This window comes from Rhizobium hidalgonense (assembly GCF_005862185.2).
Taxonomy (GTDB): Bacteria; Pseudomonadota; Alphaproteobacteria; order Rhizobiales; family Rhizobiaceae; genus Rhizobium; species Rhizobium hidalgonense.
Window position 1 is genome coordinate 173,698 of sequence record NZ_CP054028.1, and the last position, 21,212, is coordinate 194,909.

The window sequence follows — 21,212 nt, forward strand, 5'->3', positions numbered from 1 at the left end:
CAGAGGGATAAAATCACCCGACGCGGGCCGGTGGAGCACCCCAATCAGGACGACGCCAATCGATCCCCTCCCACAACATCGCCAGTTGAGCCGACGTCAGTCGCGCTGTCCCGTCGGACGCCGCAGGCCACGGGAACCGACCCTTCTGCAAAATCTTGTAATACAGGCAGAAGCCTTGGCCATCAAAATACAGTAGCTTCAAACGATCGCCTCGTTTGCCCCGAAAGGCAAAGACCGCGCCGCCCGTCGGCTTCTGACGCAAGACATCCTGCGCTAGCGCGGCAAGTCCCTCTATTCCTTTACGCATGTCCGTGATCCCGCACGCAAGATAGACCCGTACGCCGGTCCCAGGCCCGATCATGCCGCTTCCACCGCCCGGATGAGCTGCGTCAGGGCGGTCGTATCGATCGAACTGCCGAAGCGAAGCGTGCGGCCGCAGCTCAATCGCAGTTCGACCATGCCGGAGGACCTTTCCCGGTCATCAGCGACATCCATCTGCACCGCTTTCACGTCGACGGGGATGAACAATGCATTCGACGCCGCCGAGAGAAGACCCTTCTTCTTCAGCTCGCTACGCCAGGCGTAAATCTGCTGGCGCGTAATGTCGTGCCGATGGGCAATCTCTGTGATGGTTGCGCCAGCATCCCCAACAGACATGACAATCGCGAGCTTCTCATCGTCGCGCCATCGACGACGCCGCTCTTGCCCGAGAATTTCAACGCGCATAGCAATCCCCGCATAAGACACGTCGTTAACGACGTCGTTAAACACGTGTCTTAGGCCATCAAGGCCTTATCCGGCAGGCGGTGCCAATCGGGCGGTTACATTCTATTTCGTCGAAGGGCGTTTGGCGTTATGTCCCCATAAGGCGCGGAGTGCGCTCCATCAAAACTTCGTCTGACCCCATCAGTCGGCGCGTCGTGCTACGAAAATCACGACACCGGGCGATGTGAAACTTCAGGTCTGCGCGGTGGAATTTAGAAATTCCGAGCACGCATATGGACCTCTCGAAGATCAAGACGCTGATCGACTTTGTCGGACGATCGAATATTACCGAGCTGACCGTGACGGAGAAGGACGTGACGGTTCGGATTTTCCGCCCGTCACTGGCAGAGGCAGCTGTTGCCGAGTCCTCACCAAAGCCGGAAACGGCGATCAATCCTGTCTCCGATGCGCCTTCGAAGCCTGAGAAAACCTCCCATGCGGTGAAGGCGCCCGTTTTCGGCGTGCTGCACCGGGCACCGGCGCCCGGCGAGCCGCCATTCGTCGCGATCGGTGACGCGGTGGAAGCGGGGCAGACGCTTTTCATCATCGAGGCGATGAAGGTCTTCAACACGATCGCCGCGCCGCGATCCGGGCGCATTACGCAGCTGACCGATATCGACAATGGCGAGGTCGAAACCGGCGACCTCTTGGCGGAGATCGCCTGATGCCGGAAACACCAGAACAATCCGCCGTCTCAGGGCGCCGTTTCGATACCGTCCTCATCGCCAATCGCGGCGAGATCGCCGTCCGCATTCAGCGCGCCTGCCGCGAACTCGGCCTGAAGACGGTCGCCATCTGCTCCGAGGCCGACAGGCAAGCGCCCTACATCGAGACCGCTGACAGTTTTCTCTGCATCGGCCCCTCGGCCGCCGGCAAAAGCTATCTCAATCAGGATGCCATCCTTCTTGCCGCTCGCCTGACCGGCGCGGGCGCCATCCATCCCGGTTACGGTTTTCTGTCGGAAAACGCCGCCTTCGCCGACGCCGTTGAAAAGGCCGGGCTGGTCTTCATCGGCCCGACGGCTGCATCGATCGCCACCATGGGCGACAAGATCGCGGCGAAGCGGGCGATGCTGGCGGCCGGCGTCCCCTGCGTTCCCGGTCCCGACACCGCGCTGCCCGACGAGCCGGCCGCAATCGAGCGCATCGCGTTGGAGATCGGCTATCCCATCATCGTCAAGGCGTCTGGCGGCGGTGGCGGGCGCGGCATGCGCGTCGTGCCGAAAGCCGACCAGTTGCATGAAGCCATCGCGCTGACACGGGAAGAGGCGCGCAAGGCCTTCGGCTCGCCCTCGCTCTACATGGAAAAATTCCTGGAGTTTCCGCGCCATATCGAGGTCCAGGTCATTTGCGACGACCACGGGAATGCCGTGTGGCTGGGACACCGGGATTGCTCGATGCAGCGCCGCCATCAAAAAGTGGTGGAGGAGGCGCCGGCGCCCAGGATCGCGCCCGAAATTATTCAGCCGGTCGGCATGGCCTGCGTCCAGGCTTGCCGCCAGATCGGCTACCGCGGCGTCGGCACCTTCGAATTCCTCTATGAGAACGGTGCGTTCTATTTCATCGAAATGAACACCCGCCTTCAGGTCGAGCATCCCGTCACCGAGCTGACGAGCGGGATCGATATCGTCCAGGCGCAGATAAATGCGGCCCAGGGCGAGATTCTCAACCTTATCCAGGACGAGGTGACCTGCGAAGGCCACTCTTTCGAATGCCGCATCAACGCGGAGGATCCCGACACCTTCATGCCGTCGGCCGGTGTCGTCACCCATCTGGCTTTGCCGCAGGGGCCGGGCATCCGCGTCGATACGCACATTCATCCAGGCTACCGGGTCTCGCCTTATTACGACTCGCTGATCGCCAAGCTGATTGTCCACGCGCCGACGCGGGCAAAAGCGATGGCAAGAATGTGCGAGGCGCTTGCCGGTATCGAAATCGAAGGCATCGCCACCAACATCCCCTTCCTCCGCGCCCTGTTCGAGGATCACGCATTCGCACGCGGTGAGACCGATATCCATTATCTCGAGCAATGGCTGAAGCTGCGGAGGACGGCCGCATGAGCGCCATCGATTTCAGCGATCCCGCAACCGTTGCATTCCTCACCGACGCGCTGACGGCCGCCGGAGTGGAAGGCCTCGAAATCTCCCTGCCGGGCGGGCAGCTTCGCATCGTCATGTCAGGGGAAGGGGGCGCCCGGATCGGCATAGAAGAAGCGACGCTCCGCGCTCCAGGTCCAGCACCTGTCGTCGTGAAGGCGACGATGGCCGGGCATTTCTGCGCCGAACATCCCGCCGCCCCGGCCGTGCCCGGAAATCTGCCGCGCTCCGTATCCGCCGCCGATATAATCGGCTTCGTCAGGGTAGGGCATGTGCTGCTTCCCCTTCGCGCCGGCCGTTCCGGCGTTTTGATGAGGCTGCTCGCAGCACCCGGCGCCCTGGTCAGTTTCGGTGACCCTCTGTTCGAAATCGAGCTGCCATCATGATTGCCACCACGAACAGACATACCTCGCAACGCGAGATCGTTCCGGCCACCCGAAGCCGGGCGCGGGTTTCCTCGATCGGCGCCAGATCCTTTCTGCTCGAGGCGCCAGGCGATTTCGATCTCGTCGCGCAACGGCGGATCTGGGCCTTGTCCCAGACCGTGAAGGGCTGGGCGGACCTTGCAGAAGATATTCCGGGCATGACCAACCTGCTGGTGATCTTCAAGGAGACGCCCGAAGACCCCGATACGGCGGTCGCCCGGCTGCTGGAGGCATGGGAGAACGCTGAGAGCATCGATCTCAACGGCAAGACCGTCGAGATCCCCGTCCATTACGGCGGCGAACATGCGACTGACCTTCCGGCCCTTTGCGATCTCTCGGGCTTAAACGACCGCGAGGTCGTGCGCATCCATCATGAAGCCACCTATCGTGTCTTCGCCTTAGGAAGCGCGCCGGGCTTCGGCTATCTGCATGGTCTCGATCCACGCATCTACATGCCGCGAAAGACCGTGCCATCGCTGAAGATGCCGAAGGGCTGCGTGACCATCGGCGGCATGCAGACCGGCGTCGCCATGCTGACCGGCCCCAACGGCTGGAATTCCATCGGCTTCGCGTCACTTGAGATGTTCGACCCGACGTCGCCGACCCCCGCGATGATGGCGCCGGGAGATACGGTGCGGTTCCTGCCGGAAAGGATCGAGCTATGATCGAGATTGGGGAAAGCGGCCCTTTCAACACGGTGCAGGATCTCGGACGCCCCGGCTATCGCGACATCGGCGTATCGGCGAGCGGCGCCATGGATCCGCTTGCGGTCAGGATCGGCAATATTCTCGTCGGCAATGACGAGGATGCGGCGGTAATCGAGGTCCAGACCTTCCCATTCAGCCTGCGTTTCGAGCGGCGTACCGTCTTTGCCGCGACCGGCGCCGACGGCCACGTCAGTCTCGATGGATCGGAACTCATTTCCTGGTGCGCCCATACGGCAGAGCCCGGACAGGTTCTCGAGCTCAAGCAGCCGCCGCGGCTGGCGCGCGCTTATATTTCGGTCGGAGGCGGGCTTGATATTCCTGTCGTCATGGGGTCGCGAAGCACGTCGCTGCGCGGCGGCTTCGGCGGCAATGCCGGCCGGCCCTTAGCGAAGGGCGATCGGATTGCGGTCGGCGAGGACCAGCAGATTGCTATGCTGCCGGCCGCGGGTCTCGCGGTCGTCGAGCCGGCCGTTGCGCTACGCGACGTCTTCCCGGCTCCCGTCGACGGCGCCTTGCCGATCCGCGCCCTGCCTGCCGGCGAGCATGATCTTTTCGCTAATGAGGGCGAAGCCTTCTGGAGCCAAACCTGGAGGATTTCCTCGCGAAGCGACCGCACGGGCTACCGTCTTTCCGGCGAGCCGATCACGCCGACCGCATCCATCGAGATGCGCTCGCACGGCGTCGTGCCCGGCGTGATTCAGGTTCCGCCCGGCGGCGAACCGATCGTGCAGATGAGCGATGCCAACACGGCAGGCGGCTATCCGAAGATCGCCGGTGTGATCGAGTGCGACCTCTGGCGGCTCGGCCAGGCCCGTATCGGCGCCCGCCTGAAATTCGTGCGCTCGACGCATGCGCAAGCGCGCGCGGTGGAACAGGCCGTCGCCCGCTATGTCGAGGATGTCAGGCAAACATCCCAAATGATCAAGCGCGCCCTGAAGGCGATGGCCTGAGGCCATCGAAAGGAGGAACTGATGAAGATCGATCTGAATTCCGACATGGGCGAAGGATTTGGTCCCTACCGGCTGTGCGACGACGAGGCGATGATGAAAATCGTCTCGTCGGCCAATATCGCCTGCGGTTTCCACGGCGGCGACCCCGAGACGATGGGGCGCATGGTGCGGCTGGCGAAACTGAACGGCGTCGGCGTCGGCGCCCATCCCGGTCTGCCCGACCGGCTGGGCTTCGGCCGGCGGGAAATAGCCTTCCCGGCGGACGAGCTTCGCCAGCAGATGCTCTACCAGCTCGGCGCCCTGATGGCGATCGCCAGAGCCGAGCGGGTCTTCGTCTCCCATATCTCCTTCCATGCGGCCATGGGCAATATGGTCAATCGCGATCCTGTGCTTGCCGACCTGATGATGGATGCGATCGCCACCGTCGACGCCAATCTCGTCGTCTTTGTTACGCCAGGCAGCGAGATCCAGCGGGCGGCCAAGCGTGCGCGCCTGAAGACGCTGGCGCTTTTCCTCGCCGACCGGGCCTATGACGCCGAGGGCAGACTTGTCGCCCGCGGGCTTGCCGGCGCCCTCGTCAAGGACGAAGCCGCCGTGCGCGCCCGCGTCCGAAAATTCCTGCTCGAAGGAACCGTCGAAACCATCGACGGAGCCGTCATCGCCATGCCGGCGCGCTCCATTCTTGTTCACAGCGACACCCCCGGCGCCCTGGAGCTTGCCGGCATCGTCCGCGGCGAGGTCGAAGCCACCGGCGCCACGCTCGCTCCCGCCGCCGAACTCGCCGACTGACGCAATCCTGATCGCCTGCCGGCGGTCTGTTACCCCAATCTCACCTCGAAGGACCACTCCGATGTCCGTCATCGCAGACCGCCTGAAAAACGTCTCCATATCCGCATCCGCCGCCATGACCCAACGCGCCCGAGAACTGGCCGCCAAGGGGATCAAGGTCGTCAGCCTCTCCTCCGGCGAGCCGGATTTCCCTACACCGGTACACGCGATCGAGGCGGCTCATGCGGCGGCACTGGCAGGCGATACGAAATATCCGCCGATGGACGGTACGCCGGCGCTCAAGGCGGCCATCATCAAGAAGTTCAAGCGCGACAACAATCTCGATTACGATGCCAGCCAGATCGTTGTTTCGGGTGGCGGCAAGCAGGTGATCTTCAACGCCATGCTGGCAACGTGCAATCCGGGTGACGAGGTCGTCATTCCGACGCCCTCCTGGGTCAGCTATGCCGATATCGTCAAATTCGCCGGCGGCGTGCCCGTCGCGGTCCCCTGCCACGAGCAGACCGGCTTCAAACTGCGGGCGGAGGATCTGGAGGCGGCGATCACGCCGCGCACCAAATGGCTCTTCCTGAATTTCCCGAACAATCCGACAGGGGCAGCCTGCTCCCGGGCGGAGATGGCCGCCATTGCCGAGGTGATGCTGCGCCATCCCAACGTCTGGATCATGACCGACGATATCTACGAACACCTTGTCTATGACGACTTCCAGTTCTGCACGATCGCGGAAGTGGAGCCGAGATTGTATGATCGTGTCCTGACGATGAACGGCGTCTCCAAGGCTTACGCAATGACCGGCTGGCGGCTCGGTTTCTGCGCCGGGCCGAAGGACTTGATCTCGGCCGTCAGCAACGTCAATGGACAAAATGGCGGCGGCATCGCGACGCTCACCCAGGCCGCGGCAACCGCGGCGCTCGACGGGCCTCAGGACCTGCTGAAAGAGCGTGCCGGGATCTATAAGACGCGACGCGATTTCGTCCTCGATAAATTGTCAGATGTGGAAGGGCTGCGCTGCCATCGGCCGGAAGGCGCCTTCTATATCTATCCCAACATTTCGGGGCTGATCGGCAAGACCAGCAAGGGCGGCCGCAAGATCGAGACCGACGTCGACTTCGTCATGGCGCTGGTCGACGAACATCATGTCGCGACCGTGCAAGGCGCGGCTTACGGAATGAGCCCCTTCTTCCGTATCTCCTATGCGACGAGCATGGAAAAACTCGGCGAAGGCTGTGCACGCATCGCTGAGTTCTGCAAGGATATGCGCTGACCGGCAGCGTTAATCCTTCAGCCGCGCCGTCAGTTCGAGAAGGATGTCCCGGACGGCGAGCGCCGGTTCCGACAGCGGGTTCTGGTCGGAAACGCAAAGCGACAGCGTTTCCTCGATCCTGGGTGAGACGAGCCGGCAGATCAGCGGCTCGCTCGATTCCGAGACGATGCGATCGGCGATGGCTTTCGGCATGATCGTCGCGCCGAGACCGCTGCCGACCGCACGGGCCAGCGTCCGGACGATTTCGACTTCTGCCACGACCTTCAAATTGGTGCGGGTGCGGGTGAAGGCGGTATCGACGGCGCGGCGGACGAAATTGTAGGCCGGCGGCAACAGCAGCGGTATTCCGTCGAGCGCATTGACGGAGACGGGTTTCGCGTCCGCTTCGATGGCAAAGTCGCGATGCGCCACCAGGAAAAACTCTTCGCTGAGGAGTGGCTCGAACCGCACGCCCTTGATCGGCCCGGTTCCATGCAGAAGCGCCATCTCCAGCCGACCGTTCATGATCATCTGGCTATAGGTCTGCCCGACGCTTTCGGTCAGATGCAAGAGAATACCGGGATGGCGTTTGCGGGTTTCCGCCAGCAGATCGACCGACAGCGTCGCGGCGCTGCTGAAGGGCACCAGGCCGACCGACACGCGCCCGGCCAGCGAATTGCCGGCGGCCGACGCATCGGCTTGCGCCTGCTCCATCTGTCGAAGGATAATCTGCGCATGGCGATATACCGCATGTCCGGCATCGGTCATGCTGACGCCCTGCTGGCTGCGGATCAAGAGCTTATGGCCGAAATGCTCCTCCAGCGCCGCAAGCTGCTGGCTGAGCGCCGGCTGGGCGATATGCAGAAGATCCGCCGCTCGCGTGATGCTGCCGCTGTCGACGATCACGATGAAGGATTTGAGGCGTCTGATGTCCATGAGGGTCGGGGTACCATTCTGATCTGCGGATAGCATGTTTGCAGAGGCGCATGGCTTTTGCAACGCGAGGCGGCCTGGGGCGAGGCCGCAAGGGAAATACCGGCATCACTGCTTTCTCTTCTTCACCAGCCGATCCCGGCTCCATAACCGTTGCTTATTGCTCCAGAGATAATCGGTCTTAGGCAAGGGGTTAAAGCTTCGCTACTGTCTCCATCAACCACAAGGGAACGACAATGCCATTCTCCGACTACAAGACCGCACTGGTGACCGGCGCCTCCTCCGGTATCGGCGCAGCCGTGGTTGAGCGGCTCCGCCGGGAGAACATCGAGGTTCACGCCGTTGCCCGCAGTGCCGAAGCGCTGCAGCATCTGGCGGCGCGCACAGGCTGCGTCGCCCACGCGATCGATGTGACCGACCGCCAGGCCATGGCTGAGCTCGCGCGCCGGGTGGAATTCGACATTCTCGTCAACAATGCCGGCGTCGACCGCCCGAAAAAATTTCTCGAAGCAGACGAGGGCGATATCGATCTCATCGTCGACGTCAATCTGCGGGCCGTTCTGCACATCTGCCGTCTGGTCGTGCCGGGCATGGTGGCGCGCGACCGCGGCCACGTCATCAACATCTCGTCGATCGCCGGAGCCTATAATTTCGGTGGCAACTCGTCCTACCACGCCACCAAGGCTGCGGTGAGCATGCTGTCCAACCAACTGCGCATCGATGCTTTCGGCAAGCGGGTGCGGGTCACGGAAATTTGCCCCGGCCGGGTCGCCACGGACATTTTCAACCACGTCCACGGCGATGATCCGAGCATTCGGGAACGGTTCATCGACGGGTTCGAGCTGCCGCAGGCCACCGATATCGCCGATGCGATCGCTTTCGCCATATCGGCTCCCGTCGCCGTCAATATCGGCCATATGGAGATCACGCCGACGCTGCAGGTCATGGGCGGCCTGCAGACCGCACGGCCGCAGTCGAATACGGATCCGTCCGGGGAGCCAACGCGGTGAGCGGCTTCGACCTTTCGGCAATCCTCGGAAATCCCGAATATGCTGCCATGCTGCTGCATGGCATCGAGACGACCTTCATCATCTATGCCGGATCCTGGTCGCTGGCGATGGCGCTCGCACTTCTGCTGCTCGGTATACGCCTGTCGCCCTTTCGCTTCGGCGATCCGTTGGTCGCCGCTTACGTATCCTACCACCGCAACGTCCCGACGCTGGTGCAGCTGATGCTCTGGTACTTCGGGATTTTCACCCTGATGCCGAACGGGGTCGCGACATGGCTCGCAAGTCATAATGCCGAGGCGATCTTTGCGGTGATCGGTCTCGGGCTCTGCCAGGCAGCCTATTTCAGCGAAGATCTTCGTTCCGGCGTGCGCTCGGTCGGTCCCGGCCAGATGGAGGCAGCCCGTGCGCTGGGCCATGGTTACGTCTCGGCGATGCGTTTCGTCATCATGCCGCAGGGCGTGCGCAACGCGCTGCCGCCGCTCATCAATCACAGCGTCTCCCTGTTCAAGAACAGCAGTCTCGCCGTGGTCATCGGCGCGTCGGAACTGACGCATGCCGTCAAGGAAATCGAAAACCTCAGCTTCCGTACCTTCGAGATCTACCTGATCGGCACGGTTCTCTACCTCTTCTTCTCGCTCGTGATCATGAGCATCGGCGCCTATCTGTCGATGCGCGCCGATCCTGCCAGGAGTGCGCGTGCATGATCCAAGACATGATCGCCATCGTCCGCGACTACTGGCTGCTGCTGTTGATCGGCCAATATCCGAACGGTCCGCTCGGCGGGCTCGCCAACACGCTGATCCTCTCGGCGCTCAGCATCATTCTCGCCTTTCCGGCCAGCATCCTCTTCGCCATGGCGCGGCTCTCCAAATCCAGGCTGCTGCGCTGGCCGGTGACCGCACTTGTCTATTTCACCAGGGGCGTACCGCTCTTGATGCTCATTCTGTGGAGCTATTTCCTGGTTCCGCTCCTGACCGGCGCCGACGTGCCGAGCTTCGTCACCATGCTGACGACACTTGTTATCTATCAGAGCGCATTTCTGAGCGAAGTCGTCCGAGCCGGTATCGTCGCGCTCGGGCCGGGCCAGATGGATGCAGCGCGGGCGCTAGGCCACGGTTACATCGGCGCAATGCGCTTCATCATCCTGCCGCAGGCGCTCTACAACATGATCCCGAGCATTCTCTCCACCTTCGTCTCGACGATCAAGGATACGACGCTCGGCTATGTGATCAACGTTCCCGACCTGACTTTTGCTGCAAGCCAGGTCAACAACCAGCTCCTCACCCAGCCTTTCCAGGTCTTCCTCATTCTGGCGATCGTCTACTTCGCCATCTGCTGGACGCTGACCTACTTCGCAAATCGCCTCGAGCGGCGCATCACGCGGCGGCGCGCCGGGCTGTCCGGCCTTCCCGCCGCCTCCCTGGTCACGCCGTCGAAAATTGTATCGGAGCAGCTATGACCACGACAGTCCCAGCACAGGATGCGCAGACGATCCGGCTTTCGCAGGTCTGCAAGAGCTACGGCGACTATCCGGTCCTGAAGGACATCGATGCTGAGGTGGCGCGCGGCGAGGTCGTGGTCATCTGCGGACCGTCCGGCTCGGGAAAATCGACGCTGATCCGCACGATCAATCGCCTCGAGGAGATCAACAGCGGGTCGATCGCGCTCGACGGGCAAAACATTCACGCCTCGATGCGGGCGAGGCAACTCAACGCGATGCGCAGCCGGATCGGCTTCGTCTTCCAGAACTTCAACCTGTTTCCGCATCTTTCGGTCGCCGAAAACGTATCGATGTCGCCGATCCGGGTGAAGGGCGTGGCGCCCGATGTCGCACACGAAAAGGCGCTCAAGCTCCTCGATCGTGTCGGGCTTGCCGACAAGGCCCGGGCCTATCCCGGCCAGCTGTCGGGCGGCCAGCAGCAGCGGGTGGCGATCGCCCGTGCCCTCGCCATGGAACCGCCGGTGATGCTGTTTGACGAACCGACGAGCGCGCTCGATCCCGAAATGGTCGGCGAGGTGCTCGCCGTCATGAAGAGCTTGGCGTCCGAAGGTATGACCATGCTCTGCGTCACCCACGAAATGGGGTTCGCGCGCGACGTCGCGGATCGGATCTGGTTCATCGATGCCGGCCAGATCATCGAAACGGCGACCCCGGAGGAATTCTTCAACAATCCGCGCCATCCCCGGGCTCAGCGTTTCCTCGCTGATCTCAGGCACTGATACCAACCACCAAAAACAAAGGAGAACAGCAATGAACTGGAAATACCTGACCCTCACCGCCGCCTTTGCCGGCGTGGCAGCCGCCGTGCCCGCAAAAGCCGATCAGCTCGACACCATCATGTCGGCGAAAACGTTGCGCTGCGCGACGTTTGCCGACGTTCCCCCATTCGCTTCTCCTGATCCGAAGACCCGCGAAATGGCCGGCTTCGACGTCGATCTCTGCGGCGCCATCGCCAAGGAATTGGGTGTCAAGGCCGAGATCAAGCCGGTTTCGGTCGAGGCCCGCGTGCCAGAGGTCAAGCTCGGCCGGGTTGACATCACCGTTGCCAACCTTGCCTATACGCTGAGCCGCGCCGAACAGATCCAGTTCAGCGATCCCTACTATCTCGCCAAGGAAATGCTGATCGTGCCGGCCGATGACGCCGGCAAGACGAAGGCTGATTACGCAGGCCAGCGCATCGCATCCACCAAGGGCTCGACCTCGGAAATGTCGATCAAGCTCAACAAATCCGACCCGCTGACCTTCCAGGATACCGCCTCGGCCTATCTCGCCGTTCAGCAGGGCAAGGCGCGCGGCATGGTGGCAAACACCATGACGACGACCAAGTTCGTCAATGAATCCAAGAGCAAGGGCAAGGCGATGCGGATGATCGAGGAGCCGATGCTCTACCAGCCGATCGGCATCGGCATGGCCAAGGATCAGCCGGCGCTCACCGCCAAGATCAACGAGATCCTGCATAAGCTCGATGAATCCGGCGAGATCAACAAGATCTGGGACAAGTGGCTCGGCCCGAACACCGAATACAAGATGACCCGCACCGACAAAGTCGTGCCGCTTAGCGAACTGAAGTTCGACCCGATCCCGTAGACCGACCGGTCTCGGAACTTCCCGATGACAACCGAGATAAGACGGCGGGATATGCCCGCCGTCTACCAACGATGTGAGGCACCCATGATCCATATAAAGACATCGCTGAACGGCCCAGCAAAGCTGACATCGAGGCCGTTTCCAAATTTTCGCCGGCGACCATCCACGAAGCCCAGGGGCGCCGCGGCGCACTCTCCTCGCGGCTCAAGCCCGTCGACTACCGCATGAAACTGTGCGGCCCGGCATTCACGGTCAAATGCGCGCCGCGCGACAACATCATGCTGCAGCTCGCCATCAACTATGCGAAGCCAGGCGACATCATCGTCGTATCGGCGGGCGAATACGAAGAGGCCGGCTCCTTCGGCGACGTGCTTGCCAATGCCTGCCTTGCCAAGGGCATCGGCGGTCTTGTCACCGACACCGGTGTGCGCGACACGCTGCAGCTGCGGGAGCTCGGTTTCCCGGTCTTCTCGCTCAGCGTCTGCATCAAGGGCACGGTGAAGGAAACCATTGCGGCGGTGAACGACACCATCATCGTCGGCGGCGAAACCATCAATCCCGGCGACATCATCGTCGGCGATGCCGACGGGCTGGTGGTCGTGCGCAGGCAGGAAGCCCAGGAAGCCGCCCGACTGTCGCAGGCTCGCGAAGATGCCGAAGCCGGCTATATCGCCGCCTACAAGGCGGGCAGATCCGTCATCGAGGTCAGCAATCTGGCACCGGTGCTGCAAGCCAAGGGCCTTGTCGTCGATATCTGAGATACTCCCTGATGCGTGCGCGGCGAGCAACGCCACTGGGTGTCTTGCCAATCTCCCTGCGATACCGACCTGCCATCGCCGCGCTCCAAGATCGATCTGGACACTATTGTGGACACATGTTCTATAAAGTGGACAGATTCGACGGGAGCGCGCCATGCATCTTTCCATGTGGACTTATCCATGGGATATCCAGGACCAGGGGCTCGACGTCTTTGCTACCGAGCTGACCGGCCGGGCGGGCCTCACGACGGTCAGTCTGGCGACCTCCTATCATGCGGGCCGGTTCCTTCAGCCGCGCAGCCCGCAGCAGAAGGCCTATTTCCCCGAGGACGGAACGGTCTATTTCCGGCCGGACGAAAGCCTCTGGCAGGACAAGCTGATCCGGCCGCTGATGGCGGGGAATGTAACCGAGCGTGGCGACATGCTCGAAGCGCTCGTCAGGGAGCGAGAGACGACGGGTCTCAAGGTCTCCTGCTGGACGGTCTGCCTCCACAATAGCCGTCTCGGCATGCTGCATCCCGACCACGTGACGCGCAACGCCTTCGGCAATCCTAACTATTACAATCTTTGCCCCTCCAGCCCGGGGGCGCGCGACTATGCCGTCACCCTTGTCCGCGACATCACGGTCAACTATCGGCCCGACATGGTGGAACTCGAAAGCCCCAATTTCATGGGCTTCGCGCATGAATACCATCACGAAAAGGACGGCGTCGGCCTGAATGCCGAGGACGATTTTCTGCTGTCGCTCTGCTTCTGCGACCATTGCGCGGCGCGAGCTGCAAATGCCGGCGTTCCGGTCGAAGGCGCGCGTAAATCGGTGGCTCGCTTCATCGCCGAACTCTGCGAACGGGCAGTGCCGGAACGGCAGTTTCCGGATTTCCCGGCAGCCGGCATCGATGCCTTCCGCGGCCATCCCGATCTCCATGCCTATCTCGCCTGGCGCAGCGAACCGGTGACCAGCCTGATCGGCGAGATCAAGGCGGCAGCCGATCCGGCGACCCGCATCGTGCTGATCGATCTGAAGGACGGCTGGCTCGGCGGCGTCGATCTCACGGCGGTCGGCCGGCTCTGCGACGGCGCCATTCTCTGCTGCTACGATATGGAGCCCAATGCCGTCAGCGATGTCATCCGCACCGGCCGGGCAGCACTTGGACCGGAAAAGTTTCTCGGCGTCGGCCTGCGTGTCTTCTATCCCGAAGTCTGCGAAGCCGCAGCGCTGACCGCCCGCGCCAAGGCCGCCGTCGATGCCGGCGCCGACGGCGTGAACTTCTACAATTATGGCCTCATCCCGGCTAAGCGGCTCGACTGGGTCCGGGCGGCGGTCGGCGCCATTACCTAAGCGGTGATGGGCTCGGCAACCTGGATCAGGCAGTCGCCGGCCTGGCTGTCGCAATGCAGCCGATGGGAAATGACGACGCCGCTCTCGGCAAAACGCAGCTCTTCCTCCGGCTGCTCCAGGCGTTCCAGGTCATGGTACCATCCGGCGAGATCACCGGCGGAAACGGTTGCCCCGAGGGCTGCGGCTGGCTCGAACCAGCCTCTGCGGTTGGCGTAGATGCCCTGGCTGTGCCGTGACAGCGAGAGCAGCTGCAGCGGCCCCGGCTTCGAGAGCGGCGCGCGCGACAGAACCGGGCGCCCGACGATCCCGAGCGTCACGAGCAGCCGGTCGATCGCCGCCGCCGTAAAAGCCATCGTCTCGGACGTCACGGTTCCGCCGCCGCCGAATTCGCCGGAAAGCCCGATGATGCCGGCCCGTGCCGCAGCCCCCATCGATGTCGGCGCCGCCGGTCCGTTATCTGCGATGAAGGCATGCGACGCGCCCATCGCCCGCATTAGCGAGACGGACCGCTCGAAGCGGGCGGCATCGGCCTGCCGCTCGATCAGCGTGCAGGGCAGGTGGGTCATCGACGTGCCGCCGGAATGCAGGTCGAGCACGGCGTCATGGCGCGGAAAGAGGACGTGTTCGAGGAAATGCGCGAGGCGTGCCGTCGGCGAGCCCGTGGGATCGCCGGGAAAGGCTCGGTTGAGGTTGCCGCCGTCGAAGGGCGAGCAGCGCTTGGCCGCCATCACCGCCGGCAGGTTCGCCATCGGCAGGATGGTGACGGCGCCGCGGATTTCGGCGACGTCAAGCAGGCGCATCAGCCGGCCGAGCTGGAGTTCGCCCTCATATTCGTCGCCATGGTTGCCGGCCATCAGCAGCAAGGACGGCCCCTTGCCATTCTGCAAGCGAAGGATCGGAATGCGGATCTGATAATAGGGCGAGCGGTCGATCGAATAGGGAATAGCGAGATGACCGGCCTGCCGGCCCTCGCGCGAAAAGTCGATCGGATTGACGAGGCCGCTGTGCATGATGTCTCCAGTGCGGGCGGTTGCCGTTGGATCAGAGTGCGGCGACCGCGGTCATTTCGACGCGCAGATCGGGATCGGCGAGCCGTGCTTCGGTGCAGGCGCGGGCTGGCGGATTTTCGATGTCGATCCAGCTGTCGTAGACGCCGTTCATCGCCTCGAAATCGGTAATCGCCGGCAGAAACACGTCGACGGCGAGGAGGCGCGAACGGTCCGTGCCGGCTTCCTTCAAAAGGGCGTCGATCTTGGCGAGCACGTCGCGGGTCTGCTCCTCGATGCCCGCCTTGCGGTTTTCCGCCACCTGGCCGGCAATATAGACAAGACCCCCATAGCTGACGGCCTGGCTCATACGCGAGCCCTTCTGATAACGCTGGATCATGCAGCTTTTCCTTTTCTGAGCTTGGAAGGAGAATTCAGCCGAAGCTTGTGAGATAGGCCGCCGCCACCGAATGATCCGGGTCGAGGCCATAGAGGATTGCATGCCGGTCGAGGCAGGTGCAGGGATGCGAGATGCCGAACTCGATGACGTCGCCGATCGAGACGTCGCTATCCTCGGCAATGGCCAGGAAGGCATGCTGATCGTTGAGACGGAAAACCTCGGCGCTTTCGAGATTGCCGAGATACGCGCCATTGCGATAGAGCGCCAAGGGCCGCGGCAGGCCCTGATCCATCGCCACATCGCGCATGCCCATGCCTGAGATCGCAAGCTTTGGCTCCGGCCGGGAAAGAACCTCGGCCCAGACCCTGAGCGCCGGACGGAAACCCGCCGCCGCCGAAACCATCTTATCGCCGATGCGCAGGCCGCCACGTGCATCGAGGCCGGCAAGACCGCGCTCGTAGACGCCGTGATCGTGGAAGAAGATCGCGCCGCTGCGCAGCACGAGCCGGCTGGCGGGATCGACGGCGACGGCGGCTGAAAGCCGCGCCACCACGACATCGAAAAACACCGAGCCACCAGCGGAGACGAGAAGCGGCCGGGCCTTGCCGATGCGGGCGCGGATCGTCGGCAGGAAATCTGATGTCATCGCCATCAGCGCCTCGATACGAAGCATCGTCTCTTCCGCATTTGCGGTCGCGGCCGCCCCCTCGTAAGCGGCAATGCCGGTCAGTTGGAAGGCGGGCGTCTCCACCGCCAGGATCGCGTCGAGAATTGCGGCGGCGGCTTCGGCGCTGCGGAGACCGGCGCGGCCGGCGCCGAATTCCAGCAGCAGGCCGAGAGGCGGCAGATCCGCACGCTCCTGCCATGCGGATCGAAGCGCCTCGACGAGCACCGTCGAATCCACGAAGACATGGAGCTCCGCATCGGGATAATGGTCGAGCAGGGCTGCAAGCCGGCGGGCGGCGGCGATCCCGCCGATCTCGTTGGCAAGAATCAGCCGGCGCTGTCCGGCCTTGAGCAGGACGGCCGCCTGACGGATGTCGGCGACGGTCGTGCCCCAGGCGCCCGCGGCCAGAAGCGCCTCTGCCAGCGCCGTGGACATCGGCGTCTTGGCGTGCGGCGCGATTTCGGCGCCATGGCTTTTCACATAGGCCATCATCAGATCGACATTACCGGTGAAGGCCTGCCGGTCGAGCGAGATCAGCGGCAGGCCCATCCTGCCATCATAGGGCTTCCATCCCTGCATTCCGATCGCGGCAGGCGGCAGCGGCGGATGACCCGGCGGAAAGCCGCGCACCCGCTCGTCGATCAGGACGTTTTCCGCCGCAATATGAAGATCAGACATGGCGGCCTCTTCCGATCTCGGCCGGATCGGCCAAACCGAGGCGATAGGTGTCGTTGGCGGTGGCAAAGAACAAGGCGCGCTGCTCGTCGAGAGAGAGCTCGGCGGCGACCGTGCGGAAGGTCTGATAGACCTCGTCGAAAGAGGCATGCAGGCCGGCGACCGGAAAGTCACTGGCAAACATCGCGCGCGCCGGGCCGAAACAGTCGAGGCAATGTTCGATCACCGGCCGCAGGCTTTCGAGCGTCCACGCATGGTCATAGGCGACGAGGTCGGAAATCTTCACGCGCACGTTGGGTGCGCCGCCGAGTGCCCACAGGCCGCCTTGCCAGAGCGCCATGCCGTCCTTCGTGCGATCGGCAGGGCTGCCGCCGTGGTTGAGCACGAAAAGCGTTTCGGGAAAGGCCTGCACCAGTTCCAGCGCCTCAGCCATCTGCCAGGGATAGAGCATCAGGTCGAAGACCAGCCCGAGCCGCGTGGCATGGGCAAGCCCCGCACGCCAAGCGGGATCGCCCATGCGATCCGGACGCGACGCAAAACTTTTCGCCGCATCGGGATGCCAGCTCAGGATATCGCGGATGCCGACGACGTTGGAGTTTTCCGCTTCGGCTTCGAGCAGGCGCTGGGCATCCGGCCCGTCGAGGGGAACGCGCGCGATATAGCGGCGGGCCACACCGGAGCTGCGGTCGAGACCATCCAGCCAGCGGCTCTCTTCCAGCGGATAGGCAACGGACCAACCGGCCTCTACATGCACGGTTGCGATCACGTCCTGGCGGGCAGCATCGGCGCGATAATCATCGATTCCATAGTCGCGCAGGATCGGCGCCAGGCTGCCGAATACCATTTCCTCGCCTGATGCCCGCGCCTTCTGCAGCCAGGGATGGCGCTGCAGGCCGAGGTCCCAGAGATGGTGGTGCGGGTCGATCACCGGCCCATCGTAGCGCTGCGTCATCTGCGCGCCTCGCGGCCGGAAACAAGCAGGAGGGCAAGGATCAGCGTGCCGAACATGATCGACCGCCAGCCGGGCGAGGCGTTGACGACGGTGATCAGCGCCGTCGTGGTGACGAGCAGGATCGCCCCGGGGATGGTCCCGGCATAGGTGCCGCGGCCGCCGAGGATGGAGGTGCCGCCGAGCACGACGGCGGCGATCGACGTCAGCAAATAGGGATCGCCGATGCCGACATAGCCCTGCCGGTTCATGCCGAGCACGAGAAGGCCCGCCAGCCCGGCAAAGAAGCCGGACAGGGTGTGGACGATCAGCGTGTTGCGGGTGATGCTGACGCCGGAGAGCCGGGCAGCGAGCGGGTTTGCCCCGAGCGCCAGAAACCGGGCGCCGGTCGGCATGCGGTGGACGAGCAGCAGCACGGCGATCGCAACAACGAGCCACAGAATGATGCCCGAGGGAATGCCGAGCGGCCGCGCCTGACCGAGCAGAATGACTGCGGGATTGCTGACGGTGACCGCACTGCCGCCGGCGACGATGACCAGCAGGCCCTGCAGGAAGGTCGCCATGGCAAGCGTCATGATGATCGGCGGCACGCGAAGATAGGCAGCCCCCGCGCCGTTCATCAGGCCGATGCCGGTGGCGATGGCAAGCGCCGCCGCAATGCCGGCAAGGCCTGTCGGATCCCAGGCCGGCGAAATCAGCGGCAGCAGGATCGCCGTGACGGTGATGACAGCCCCGACGGAAAGATCGATGCCGCCCATCAGGATGACGAGCGTCTGCCCGGCAGCGACGATGCCGATCACGGCGGCGAGTTCGAGCAGATAGCGCAGATGGCCATAGGCGCCGAAACCGCGCAGCGCAAGGCTCGCGACGATCCAGACGAGCGCGACCAGAAGCAAGGTCAGAAGCGGCGGATTGCGGGATGCGGATCTGATGATGTTCATCGCCTTGCCCTCCATTGACCGAGAAGCTCCGGAACGGCGACCGCCCCGACGATGATCAGACCTTGCGCGACATATTGCGCGACCGGCGGGAAGCCGAGAAAGAACATGACGTTGATCATCACAGAGAGCAGTAGGCTGCCGCAGATCGCCCCGCGCATCGTGCCCTTGCCGCCGAGGAAACCCACCCCGCCGAGCACGGCGGCAGCGATCGAGTTCAGCGTGAAGGGCGTGCCGATCACAGGATCGCCCGAGCCGGTCTGCGCGGCGACGAAAAGGCCGGTCAGCGCCGCAAGAAGACCGGAGAGCGCAAAGGCTGCAACCTTCACCCGTTCGACCGGAACGCCGGAGCGGAATGCGCCGACCGGGTTGTCGCCGGCCGCATAGATACCGAGACCGAGCGGCGTTGCGAGAAAGGCTTTCCAGAGCACAAGGATCAAGACGAGCAGCAGGAAAGCAACCGGCGTGTGGCCGGCAAGCGCGGTCGACAGCCAATCGGGAACGACCCCGCCCGGCCGCGGAAGCAGAATGAGCGCAACGCCGCTGATGATGAAGGATCCGGCCAGCGTGACGATGATTGCCGGCAGCCTCAAATGCGTGACTATGGCGCCGATGAGGGCGCCGATCGCGAGACCGGCGAGCGCGACGGCGAGAATGCCACCCGGCACGCCGAGCGCCCCTTCCATCGTCGTCGCCGCGATCACCGCTCCCAGGCTCACCAGCGGACCGATCGCCAGGGTGATGCCGCCGTTCAGCATGAGCAGCGCCTGCGCCATGGTGACGAGCGCAAGCGGGAACCAGTTCTGCGTGAATTTCGAGAAGCCGCCGATCGAAAGGATACCGGGAAAGAGCACTGCATAAAGGATGAGAAAGGTGGCGACCACCAGATAGAGGCCGGCGAGGCCGCGATTGCGGTGGAGCTGGATTGCGCCGTAAAGCCCGGATGACGAAATCGTGCTCATGCCGCCTCTCCCTGCGTCGCGGCCGCAATGCCCATGGCCGCGCCGACGATCGCCGCTTCGCTGATTTCATCCTGCGACAGTGTTGCCGCAACGCGCCCCTCGCGCAGAACCACGACGCGGTCGCAAAGATGCACGAGTTCCGGCGTATCGGAACTGGCGAGAATGACGAGCCGCCCCTCCGCAGCGAAGGCGCGCAGCATCAGGTAGATCTCACGCTTGGTCTCGATGTCGACGCCGCGCGTCGGGTCGTTGAGGAGTAGAACCGACGGATCGAGCGGCAGCCATTTGGCGAGCGCGACCTTCTGCTGATTGCCGCCGGAAAGCGCCTGCACCGGGCGGGCGGTATCGCCCTTGATCGCCAGGCGACGGGCGAGATCGGCGACCAGGCCGCCTTCAGCCGGCCGGTCGCGTAAGCCCCTGCGGGCGAGCCGTCCGAGCGAGGGCAGGATGAGATTGGCGGCGATGGAGTGGGGCAGCACCAATCCCTCATGCTTGCGGTCGGCCGGCACATAGACGATACCGGCCGCATTCGCCGCGCCGACATCGGCGGGCAGGCCTGATTTGCCCGATGCATCAGCACGGGCGGCGGACGCGGGAATCGCGCCGTAGAGACCGAGCAGCAGGTCTTCCTGACCCTGTCCCACGAGCCCGCCAATGCCGACGATCTCGCCGGCACGGGCGGAAAAACCGATATGGCGTACCATGCCGGCGGAAAAATCTTCGACGTCGATGCGTATCGCGCCTGGCTTGGCGACGGCGCGGGGCGGGAACAGGTCGCCGGTTTCGCGGCCGACCATCAGGCGGACCAGCCCCTCGCCATCGATGCCGGAGAGCGACTGGTCGGCGGTGACGCCACCGTCCTTCAGCACCGTGACATGCGAGCAGAGCGCCTGCACCTCGTTGAGGCGGTGGGAAATATAAAGAAGCGCGGTGCCCCGTCCCTTGAGCGTCTCGATGAGGCGGGCAAGGATGCCGGCTTCATGCGCGGAAAGTGACGAGGTCGGCTCGTCCAGGATCAGTACGCGCGGCTTGCGGAACAGCGCCTTGGCGATCTCCACCATCTGACGGCGGCCGAGCGCGAGATCGGCGACCGGCATGTCGAGCGGTTCGGTGAGCCCGACCATATCGCAGACATCCTGCACGCCGCGATGCAGCGCTCTGTAATCGATGAGGCCGAACCGGCGCGGGAAGGCGCCGGTCCCGATGTTTTCGGCAATCGAGAGATTGGCCGTCAGGCTCAGTTCCTGCTGCACCACGGCGATGCCCGCTGCCCGCGCCGCCGCCGGGCTGAAACGCCCGACAGGCCTGCCGTCGACAAGGATGGACCCGCTGTCCGGCAGAAGGGCGCCGGACAGGAGATTGATCAGCGTCGACTTGCCGGCGCCGTTTTCGCCGAGCAGGGCGTGAACCCTGCCCGGCAGAAGGGCGATATCGACGCCCTTCAGAACGGGATTGCCGAAAAATCCCTTGAACACCTGCCGGGCTTCCAGCAGGGGCCGTTCTTCCGTCATGACGGTGTCCTCAGCTCAGGAT

The 21,212-nt window shown here is 63.6% G+C and carries 24 protein-coding genes; 14 read left to right on the forward strand and 10 right to left on the reverse strand.

Annotation, left to right across the window (positions count from 1 at the left end):
- Nucleotides 1–13: 13 nt before the first annotated feature.
- Both tnpB and tnpA read right to left on the reverse strand, forming a co-directional pair.
- Nucleotides 14–361, reverse strand: coding sequence for an IS66 family insertion sequence element accessory protein TnpB (tnpB, locus tag FFM81_RS22120; RefSeq protein ID WP_138384590.1), 348 nt, complete (start codon nucleotides 359–361; stop codon nucleotides 14–16).
- Nucleotides 358–771 carry an IS66-like element accessory protein TnpA gene (gene tnpA / locus FFM81_RS22125; protein WP_246401321.1) on the reverse strand — a complete coding sequence of 138 codons (414 nt, stop codon included), beginning with the start codon at nucleotides 769–771 and terminating at the stop codon, nucleotides 358–360. The genes tnpB and tnpA overlap by 4 nt, the downstream gene beginning before the upstream one ends.
- A 227-nt stretch (nucleotides 772–998) precedes the next feature.
- Between tnpA and FFM81_RS22130 the strand changes: the two genes are divergently transcribed.
- The 7 genes from FFM81_RS22130 to FFM81_RS22160 all read left to right on the forward strand — a co-directional run bounded on the left by FFM81_RS22130 (nucleotide 999) and on the right by FFM81_RS22160 (nucleotide 6,995).
- Nucleotides 999–1,430: an acetyl-CoA carboxylase biotin carboxyl carrier protein gene (locus FFM81_RS22130; RefSeq protein WP_138384589.1), complete on the forward strand. Its 432-nt coding sequence runs from the start codon at nucleotides 999–1,001 to the stop codon at nucleotides 1,428–1,430.
- Complete coding sequence (accC, locus tag FFM81_RS22135) at nucleotides 1,430–2,824, forward strand: acetyl-CoA carboxylase biotin carboxylase subunit (protein WP_138384588.1); 1,395 nt, start codon at nucleotides 1,430–1,432, stop codon at nucleotides 2,822–2,824. The genes FFM81_RS22130 and accC overlap by 1 nt, the downstream gene beginning before the upstream one ends.
- On the forward strand, nucleotides 2,821–3,246 hold the full coding sequence (locus FFM81_RS22140; protein WP_003572195.1) for a biotin/lipoyl attachment domain-containing protein: 426 nt from the start codon (nucleotides 2,821–2,823) through the stop codon (nucleotides 3,244–3,246). Before accC ends, FFM81_RS22140 begins: the two co-directional genes overlap by 4 nt.
- On the forward strand, nucleotides 3,243–3,950 hold the full coding sequence (gene pxpB, locus FFM81_RS22145) for a 5-oxoprolinase subunit PxpB (RefSeq protein ID WP_003572198.1): 708 nt from the start codon (nucleotides 3,243–3,245) through the stop codon (nucleotides 3,948–3,950). Before FFM81_RS22140 ends, pxpB begins: the two co-directional genes overlap by 4 nt.
- Nucleotides 3,947–4,942, forward strand: a complete 996-nt coding sequence (locus tag FFM81_RS22150; RefSeq protein ID WP_003572200.1) for a 5-oxoprolinase subunit C family protein — start codon at nucleotides 3,947–3,949, stop codon at nucleotides 4,940–4,942. Before pxpB ends, FFM81_RS22150 begins: the two co-directional genes overlap by 4 nt.
- A 21-nt stretch (nucleotides 4,943–4,963) precedes the next feature.
- The gene (locus FFM81_RS22155) at nucleotides 4,964–5,731 is read left to right on the forward strand and encodes a 5-oxoprolinase subunit PxpA (RefSeq protein ID WP_138384587.1); all 768 of its coding nucleotides are present in this window, start codon (nucleotides 4,964–4,966) and stop codon (nucleotides 5,729–5,731) included.
- 61 nt (nucleotides 5,732–5,792) lie between these two features.
- A complete protein-coding gene (locus FFM81_RS22160; protein WP_138384586.1) occupies nucleotides 5,793–6,995 on the forward strand; it encodes a pyridoxal phosphate-dependent aminotransferase in 1,203 nt (400 codons plus the stop codon).
- 9 nt (nucleotides 6,996–7,004) lie between these two features.
- Here FFM81_RS22160 and nac read toward each other — a convergent pair whose 3' ends face one another.
- Complete coding sequence (nac, locus tag FFM81_RS22165; RefSeq protein WP_003572206.1) at nucleotides 7,005–7,910, reverse strand: nitrogen assimilation transcriptional regulator NAC; 906 nt, start codon at nucleotides 7,908–7,910, stop codon at nucleotides 7,005–7,007.
- Between the two features lie 233 nt (nucleotides 7,911–8,143).
- Between nac and FFM81_RS22170 the strand changes: the two genes are divergently transcribed.
- The 7 genes from FFM81_RS22170 (at nucleotide 8,144) to FFM81_RS22200 (ending at nucleotide 14,102) form a co-directional block, all read left to right on the forward strand.
- A complete protein-coding gene (locus FFM81_RS22170) occupies nucleotides 8,144–8,917 on the forward strand; it encodes an SDR family oxidoreductase (RefSeq protein ID WP_025417910.1) in 774 nt (257 codons plus the stop codon).
- Nucleotides 8,914–9,621 (forward strand): amino acid ABC transporter permease, encoded by a 708-nt coding sequence (locus FFM81_RS22175; protein ID WP_138384585.1) that lies wholly within the window; start codon nucleotides 8,914–8,916, stop codon nucleotides 9,619–9,621. The genes FFM81_RS22170 and FFM81_RS22175 overlap by 4 nt, the downstream gene beginning before the upstream one ends.
- Nucleotides 9,618–10,376, forward strand: a complete 759-nt coding sequence (locus tag FFM81_RS22180; protein WP_003572211.1) for an amino acid ABC transporter permease — start codon at nucleotides 9,618–9,620, stop codon at nucleotides 10,374–10,376. The genes FFM81_RS22175 and FFM81_RS22180 overlap by 4 nt, the downstream gene beginning before the upstream one ends.
- Nucleotides 10,373–11,137: an amino acid ABC transporter ATP-binding protein gene (locus tag FFM81_RS22185; RefSeq protein WP_003572214.1), complete on the forward strand. Its 765-nt coding sequence runs from the start codon at nucleotides 10,373–10,375 to the stop codon at nucleotides 11,135–11,137. Before FFM81_RS22180 ends, FFM81_RS22185 begins: the two co-directional genes overlap by 4 nt.
- Nucleotides 11,138–11,168: 31 nt before the next feature.
- Nucleotides 11,169–12,005 (forward strand): ABC transporter substrate-binding protein, encoded by an 837-nt coding sequence (locus FFM81_RS22190; RefSeq protein WP_003572216.1) that lies wholly within the window; start codon nucleotides 11,169–11,171, stop codon nucleotides 12,003–12,005.
- Between the two features lie 101 nt (nucleotides 12,006–12,106).
- Nucleotides 12,107–12,763: a 4-carboxy-4-hydroxy-2-oxoadipate aldolase/oxaloacetate decarboxylase gene (locus FFM81_RS22195; RefSeq protein ID WP_173883874.1), complete on the forward strand. Its 657-nt coding sequence runs from the start codon at nucleotides 12,107–12,109 to the stop codon at nucleotides 12,761–12,763.
- 154 nt (nucleotides 12,764–12,917) lie between these two features.
- Nucleotides 12,918–14,102, forward strand: coding sequence for a hypothetical protein (locus tag FFM81_RS22200; protein WP_025417907.1), 1,185 nt, complete (start codon nucleotides 12,918–12,920; stop codon nucleotides 14,100–14,102).
- On the opposite strand, the gene FFM81_RS22205 is transcribed toward FFM81_RS22200, so the two are convergent.
- Genes FFM81_RS22205 through FFM81_RS22235 form a run of 7 tightly spaced genes read right to left on the reverse strand, consistent with a single transcriptional unit; the run spans nucleotide 14,099 to nucleotide 21,190 of the window.
- A complete protein-coding gene (locus FFM81_RS22205; RefSeq protein ID WP_138384584.1) occupies nucleotides 14,099–15,112 on the reverse strand; it encodes a succinylglutamate desuccinylase/aspartoacylase family protein in 1,014 nt (337 codons plus the stop codon). The genes FFM81_RS22200 and FFM81_RS22205 overlap by 4 nt on opposite strands.
- A gap of 31 nt (nucleotides 15,113–15,143) precedes the next feature.
- Nucleotides 15,144–15,488: a RidA family protein gene (locus FFM81_RS22210; protein ID WP_003572224.1), complete on the reverse strand. Its 345-nt coding sequence runs from the start codon at nucleotides 15,486–15,488 to the stop codon at nucleotides 15,144–15,146.
- A gap of 34 nt (nucleotides 15,489–15,522) precedes the next feature.
- The gene (locus tag FFM81_RS22215) at nucleotides 15,523–16,833 is read right to left on the reverse strand and encodes an alanine racemase (protein ID WP_138384583.1); all 1,311 of its coding nucleotides are present in this window, start codon (nucleotides 16,831–16,833) and stop codon (nucleotides 15,523–15,525) included.
- Nucleotides 16,826–17,782, reverse strand: coding sequence for an amidohydrolase family protein (locus tag FFM81_RS22220; protein ID WP_003572228.1), 957 nt, complete (start codon nucleotides 17,780–17,782; stop codon nucleotides 16,826–16,828). The genes FFM81_RS22215 and FFM81_RS22220 overlap by 8 nt, the downstream gene beginning before the upstream one ends.
- Nucleotides 17,779–18,720, reverse strand: coding sequence for an ABC transporter permease (locus FFM81_RS22225; protein ID WP_003572230.1), 942 nt, complete (start codon nucleotides 18,718–18,720; stop codon nucleotides 17,779–17,781). Before FFM81_RS22225 ends, FFM81_RS22220 begins: the two co-directional genes overlap by 4 nt.
- Nucleotides 18,717–19,679, reverse strand: a complete 963-nt coding sequence (locus tag FFM81_RS22230) for an ABC transporter permease (protein ID WP_138384582.1) — start codon at nucleotides 19,677–19,679, stop codon at nucleotides 18,717–18,719. Before FFM81_RS22230 ends, FFM81_RS22225 begins: the two co-directional genes overlap by 4 nt.
- Nucleotides 19,676–21,190 (reverse strand): sugar ABC transporter ATP-binding protein, encoded by a 1,515-nt coding sequence (locus FFM81_RS22235; protein ID WP_138384581.1) that lies wholly within the window; start codon nucleotides 21,188–21,190, stop codon nucleotides 19,676–19,678. Before FFM81_RS22235 ends, FFM81_RS22230 begins: the two co-directional genes overlap by 4 nt.
- Nucleotides 21,191–21,212 lie beyond the last annotated feature (22 nt).